The organism is Microcoleus sp. Pol12B5 (assembly GCF_036701335.1).
Taxonomy (GTDB): Bacteria; Cyanobacteriota; Cyanobacteriia; order Cyanobacteriales; family Microcoleaceae; genus Microcoleus.
In genome coordinates this window covers 1-5,893 of the sequence record NZ_JAUBQQ010000124.1, presented here as the reverse complement: position 1 = coordinate 5,893, position 5,893 = coordinate 1, and the positions used below count along the sequence as shown (strand labels likewise).

The following is a 5,893-nucleotide window of genomic DNA, read 5'->3' as shown; positions in this document are numbered from 1 at the left end:
GCCTTGTGGCTGGAAACGCTATGTACGGACTGATTACCGTGATTCACGTTTCAACGAATCGCACTGAAATCCTCCATACGCCAACCCTCTCCGGGTATGGTGTGGCATTCCCAGAATCACTTCTTGGCTTTGCTGGTTGCTATTTATACCAATTTTAAAAAATAATACAACTATACGCAAGCTCCAAACCCCGATCGTCCTCAGTCAATCGATTTTAGATTTTAGATTTTAGATTTTAGATTAAAGAATGGAAGCATTGAACCCACGGATTCATCCGGGGGTTTGTATCCTGGATGCTTTCACTCATTCCCAATGCTGTAATCTAAAATCTCAACTCTCAAATCGTATTACTTACTCACCGCCAGCGGACGATCGCAATTTTAGTCCCCTTACCCACTTTGGAAACAATTTCAAATTCGTGCATCAACCGTTTAGAACCACTGAGTCCCAAACCCAAACCCTGATTAGAAGTATAACCGTCAGTCATAGCCAATTCGATGTCGGGAATTCCCGGGCCCTTGTCTTCAAATATCAGCCGTAGCCCTTTGCGGGTGCCTAATTGGAGTGTTTCGAGAGTTACAGTTCCCCCTTTGCCGTACTCTACAGTATTGCGGGCGAGTTCGCTGGCTGCGGTAACGATTTTCGTTTGGTCTAGTAAACCGAATCCCATTGCTACAGCCCAAGTTCGCACTTGCTGTCGGACGTGGACTATATCGGATGACGATCGGATTTCTAGTGTCTCACGTTTTGACATGGCGGCTACTGTACCAAAATAGAACTTCTCCCCAAAATATAGGACTTAGACTCATCAACTTAGTTTCTCCTAATAAGACTTACGCACTTACTACGATTTTCTCTCAAAAGAGAAGATAGTGCAGGAATCTCAAACCCTTGATTTAACCCCCTTGAGTGCGTAAGCCCTCTCCTAAGAAATCTTCAGTTTGTCAACAAGGTATGTACAAACAAACTAGGTTTCGTGATTGCCTGTGCCTCAGTCAGGGGACAATTAATCGACTGCTTACGCTTGCTCGTCAAGAGACAAACCCAAGGATTTTCGCAACAAAATCATGCCCTTTTCAACGCTTAAAGCTGTGCGAACTCCTGTCAGGGAAAGGCCCAACTCAACGAGGGTAATAGCAACCGCTGGCTGCATCCCGACTACAACTGTCTCCGCATCTAAAATTCGTGACATACTAGCGATATTGTTGATAATCCGACCGATAAAAGAATCAACAATTTCGAGGGAAGAAATTTCTATTAACACACCTTTGACACCTGTTTTGACGATGCGGTTCGTCAGGTCATCTTGCAGCGTCATTGCTAAGCGATCGTGCATATCTACCTGAATTGTTACTAGCAAAAATTCTCCCATTTGAAGAATCGGTATTCGTTCCACAAATTTACCTATTCGTTAAGTTTTACTTGGGTTTACCTGTCAGACTGCAATATGTTTATCTTTCCTCTTTAAGATTTTTTATAGTTAAACCTTGGCGCTGCAACGCGACCTTAAAAGCATCTGCTAAAGTAGCTTTTGTGAGAATATCCTGCAAGTCAACTCCCAAATGAACTATGGTTTGAGCTATTTGCGGACGAATGCCACTGATGATGCACTCAGTACCCATTAAACGGGCGGCGGCGACAGTTTTTAATAAATGTTGAGCAACTAAAGTGTCAACAGTCGGCACGCCTGTAATGTCTAAAATCGCAAATTCTGAGCCGGTTTCCATGATTTCCTGCAACAGAGTTTCCATTACTATTTGAGTGCGGGCACTGTCGAGAGTCCCGATCATGGGTAAAGCGAGAATGCCTTGCCAAAGTTTGACTACGGGTGTTGACAATTCGAGCATTTCTTGCTGCTGGCGTTCGATGACTTCTTCGCGAGCTTTGAGAAAGATTTCTGTCACCCAAAGGCCAAGCTGGTCTAATAAACTGGTGGAAAGCCAAAGTTGTTCGACAAGTGCGTCGCGGTTTTCTGTGAGTTCATGACAAAGCCGATCGAACAATGGCTTTTTGAAGCATAAAATGAAACTCGCTATCTCTGAAGGAGTAAAGCCTCTCTGAACGCGCGATCGCGAAACTTCTGCTAGCAACACCCGCATATTTTCCCATTCGGGTGTCTGGATGTCGCTAAAATTACCGTGCCCGACTGCAATGTGGAGCAATTGCAGGAACTCTTGACACTCGGAGCGCAATTCTTTGGCTCTCATCAAGTCGTCCCGCCGCAGCCCGGTATTTTGCAGTTCTTTGAGCCAGTCTGCTAGTAACTCTGCTTTGTGTCTTTGTAAGATTTCCGCGATCGTGTTATTGCTTGTGAGTTCCATTAAAATTATCTCCTGCTTAGCAATTGGAATGAAGTTGTACGAGCGATTCCCTACGGGATAGCTTCGCACGCGCGCACCAAGCGTGTTTTTTGATGATGGGGCAACTTCTGAGTTTAGCTCACTGTTTGCTGTTTGCGATCGAGGGTTAAGTACCTAATTGTAAAATGCGTTTGACGATCGCACTCGTAGAACTCGGAACTTCTATTTCGATTAAGGAAATCTTGCCACCTCCGGCGATAACAGCCGGTGCTTCTGGCAGAGTTTCGACTTGATAGTCGCCTCCTTTAACGTATATATCAGGCTTCAGGATATTTATCAGTTTAATTGCTGTAATCTCGGCAAAAATTATTACGGCGTCTACTGGTTTGAGGGCGGCCAACACTTCGGCTCGCTGATTTTCCGGTACGATCGGGCGGGGTGGCAATCCCGGCTGCTGGGGTTTGATAGCTTGCACGCTGGCGTCGCTATTCAAGCCCACCACGAGCGATCGCCCCAAATTTTTTGCTGCCTGCAAATAGCGGACGTGACCGCAGTGCAGGATATCGAAGCACCCGTTAGTAAACACGAGCGGACGCCACTTGTCCGGATCGGATGCGAGCGATTTTTCAAGTTCTTTCAACGTGTAAACATTAGAAATCATTGCAGTCATTACCACGAAATTTGAACAGCGAGCAAAATTATCCTACCAAAAAAACTGAATTTTTGCACTTTTAATATTGAACAATAAATCCTTCAACCTGGCAATAATTAATAGTCAGACATGACTAAGTAGGCATTAGTCATGTCTGACTCTTAAGCAAGAATATAGAAGTAAAAATTACCTGCGACGAAGCTGATATGGTAAACAGAATTTTCCAGTAAAAAACCGCTATTCGGGTATTTGTGACTGCCGTATCGTGCTGTTGGTAATTGGATGTTAAAAAGGTTGGTAAACAATTATTTATTCCCGCCCTCTCTTATATCAATTACTATAAGACAAGGGATGAGAGTTCCACCGCATCGGGCAGGCGATCGGGGAGTGAGAGCCCTAGGGGGTGAAACCCAACGAAACGCGCTCCTCCTGTGTCTATTATTTCTGACACCGCCGCGCGAGCGAAAGCTAGTTAAAAGCACCGAGCCCAAGCGTGCAGAACTCATCTTTACGCTGGATTCGTCAGACTATAGAAGAAGCCAGCAGTTGCTTGCAGCAGAGTCTGGGCGCTATCTTGACCAAGCTTTACAGCCAACCCAGAAGCGCACAGCCTCCTGTGTCCAACTCTATATAGCTGTGCAGAAACTCGACCTTTTTGATCGCAACCGCAGCCTGTGAAAACCCAGAGGAAAGTCGAGTTCGGTATCCGAAGCAGCTATTTTGGTGGAAAATAGCTAAACTCGTTCAACAAAATCCACTCAACTACCCCCTTGAATCTAACGGTGTAGAATTATCTAACACGAATTATGAAAGCAAGTAATAGCCGTCAATTTTCTTCAGTAGCTGCTCGAACTCTCAAAGTAGTCGGGATTATCTTGATTCTCTCTGCTTTGCTTGACTGCATTGTTCTGTCGCTGCCGGGAGAAACTTCAGACCTTCTCAATCGAGGCTGGCAGTTGACTGCTGCAACTCAGATAGTTGACAAGGGCATTATTCCTTTGATCGGTATCGCCCTCCTGATGACTGGCTTTTGGGTGGACAGCAGCAGTGGAGTCTCTATTGAGCGACGCAATGTTTGGCTGGACTTGCGATTCTGGGCGCTGTTGATTTCCAGCTTGTTAGGTCTAGTTTACCTATCTCTGGTTCCCGTTCACCTCAACAATACTCGTTTGGAACTCAAGGATGCTCTGGCTCAAGTCGATCAAGAAGCCGGACAAGCGGAAGGTCAACTTGAGGCACAACTTAAAAGCCCTCAATTTAAAGCTCAGGTAGAACAGCTCAAAAGCCAGCGTCGCACCCAGATAGGGGCGCTGCTGCAAGACGACGGGAAGCTGCAAGAAGCACTCAAGAGTCCAGAGGTTCCCAAGGAATTGAAAGCTGTGCTTCAGGAGTCGAAGAATGACCCGAAAGCCCTCGACAAGTTCTTGGAACAGCAAGCTCAATCACTTCCCACTCAAGCTCGCAACGAGATTCGCACCCGCAAGCAACAAAAAGAGAAAGAGTTAAGAACTCGATCGAGAAATTCGAGTTTGCAGACGGGAATCACCAGTTTGCTGTTAGCGATCGGCTACATTACTGTCGGTTGGACGGGATTGAGAAGTATGGGAATTTTGCGGTTCGGCCGCCGCAAAAATTGACCAGCGCTGGCAGGGATCGCGCTGGTCGAGACATCCCTGAGAAATAGTTTGTTTACCAAATAGTTTGCCCTTACTGAAAGCTGGGAATGTTCTCAATTTATATTCTGACTTACAACGAAGAGATTGATATCGCCGCTTGCATTGAATCGGCGCTGCTTTGTGACGATATCATTGTAGTTGATTCTTTCAGCACCGATCGCACCCTTGAGATTGTTCAGAACTATGCCGTGCAAACAGTGCAGCACCCCTTTGAAACTCACGGACGCCAGCGGACTTGGATGCTCCAAGAAGTCCCGTGCAAGTACGAATGGGTTTACATCCTCGAAGCTGACGAGCGGATGACGCCTGCACTGTTTGCTGAATGCTTAAAGGCGATCGAAAGTCAAGAATATATCGGCTATTACGTAGCTGAAAAAGTAATATTTATGCAGCGCTGGATTCGCCGCAGCACTCAATATCCCCGTTATCAAATGCGCCTCTTTCGCAAAGACCGAGTGTGGTTTACTGACTACGGTCACACTGAACGCGAAGTCTGCAACGGGCCTACTGACTTTTTGAAGGAAACTTACCCTCACTATACTTGCAGCAAAGGTCTTTCCCGCTGGATTGAAAAGCACAACCGCTACTCGACTGACGAGGCGGCTGAAACTCTCCGCCAATTAGAAGCAGGTCAAGTAAATTGGTGGGGTTTATTGTTTGGCGCGTCGGAGGTGGAAAGGCGCCGCGCTTTGAAAGATTTTTCTTTGCGCTTGCCTTTGCGGCCTGTGGTGCGCTTTTTCTATATGTATATTTTACTGGGCGGATTTCTTGACGGCCAAGCGGGATTGGCTTGGTGCACGCTGCAAGCTTTTTATGAATATCTAATTTTGCTGAAAGTTTGGGAAATGAAGCATCTACCATTGCCAAAGTTAGAGGTAGCAGCAGAACAATCTATTTCGGAAGTAGTAACAGTTGAGCAGTCAAAAGTTTCTTATAATCTTGGCGCTTCCGATACTCGAAATTAAAAATTGGTAAGAGGTACGCTCGCCTAGCGGTAGTATTTGGAACTTGTACCCTCGCAGTTACCCGCCGATCGAAATCGAGGGGTAGCCTAAGTATTTAGAAGTGGTATTATATCCTTTCCGTGTGCATCGAAATTATTCATCTCTCTCTTCTCTTCCTCTGCGATCTCTGCGTACTCTGCGGTTCAATCATTCCGATGCAACCGGAATTAATATTAAACTCCTTCTGGGGGGTGACAACCAGCCTGAAACCCAGAGGTGGTGAGGATTGAGCCAATGTGTGTTCAAAAAAGATAGGCAGCA

General features: G+C 46.0%; 7 protein-coding genes. 3 read left to right on the top strand and 4 right to left on the bottom strand.

Annotated elements, in window-relative coordinates; translation table 11 throughout:
* Positions 1–355: 355 nt before the first annotated feature.
* The 4 genes from QUA24_RS26515 to QUA24_RS26500 all read right to left on the bottom strand — a co-directional run bounded on the left by QUA24_RS26515 (position 356) and on the right by QUA24_RS26500 (position 2,961).
* Positions 356–754, bottom strand: coding sequence for an anti-sigma regulatory factor (locus tag QUA24_RS26515; protein ID WP_333210020.1), 399 nt, complete (start codon positions 752–754; stop codon positions 356–358).
* 264 nt (positions 755–1,018) lie between these two features.
* Complete coding sequence (locus QUA24_RS26510) at positions 1,019–1,396, bottom strand: STAS domain-containing protein (protein WP_333081356.1); 378 nt, start codon at positions 1,394–1,396, stop codon at positions 1,019–1,021.
* A 55-nt stretch (positions 1,397–1,451) separates the two neighbouring features.
* On the bottom strand, positions 1,452–2,321 hold the full coding sequence (locus tag QUA24_RS26505) for an STAS domain-containing protein (protein ID WP_333161489.1): 870 nt from the start codon (positions 2,319–2,321) through the stop codon (positions 1,452–1,454).
* 145 nt (positions 2,322–2,466) lie between these two features.
* Positions 2,467–2,961: an adenylyltransferase/cytidyltransferase family protein gene (locus tag QUA24_RS26500; protein WP_333161491.1), complete on the bottom strand. Its 495-nt coding sequence runs from the start codon at positions 2,959–2,961 to the stop codon at positions 2,467–2,469.
* Between the two features lie 342 nt (positions 2,962–3,303).
* Here QUA24_RS26500 and QUA24_RS26495 point away from each other — a divergent pair, with 342 nt between their 5' ends.
* The 3 genes from QUA24_RS26495 (at position 3,304) to QUA24_RS26485 (ending at position 5,593) form a co-directional block, all read left to right on the top strand.
* Positions 3,304–3,630 carry a hypothetical protein gene (locus tag QUA24_RS26495; protein ID WP_333233353.1) on the top strand — a complete coding sequence of 109 codons (327 nt, stop codon included), beginning with the start codon at positions 3,304–3,306 and terminating at the stop codon, positions 3,628–3,630.
* 128 nt (positions 3,631–3,758) lie between these two features.
* On the top strand, positions 3,759–4,589 hold the full coding sequence (hpsJ-B, locus tag QUA24_RS26490) for a hormogonium polysaccharide biosynthesis protein HpsJ (RefSeq protein WP_333056899.1): 831 nt from the start codon (positions 3,759–3,761) through the stop codon (positions 4,587–4,589).
* An 86-nt stretch (positions 4,590–4,675) separates the two neighbouring features.
* Positions 4,676–5,593 carry a glycosyltransferase family 2 protein gene (locus QUA24_RS26485; protein WP_333233351.1) on the top strand — a complete coding sequence of 306 codons (918 nt, stop codon included), beginning with the start codon at positions 4,676–4,678 and terminating at the stop codon, positions 5,591–5,593.
* Positions 5,594–5,893: the final 300 nt, after the last annotated feature.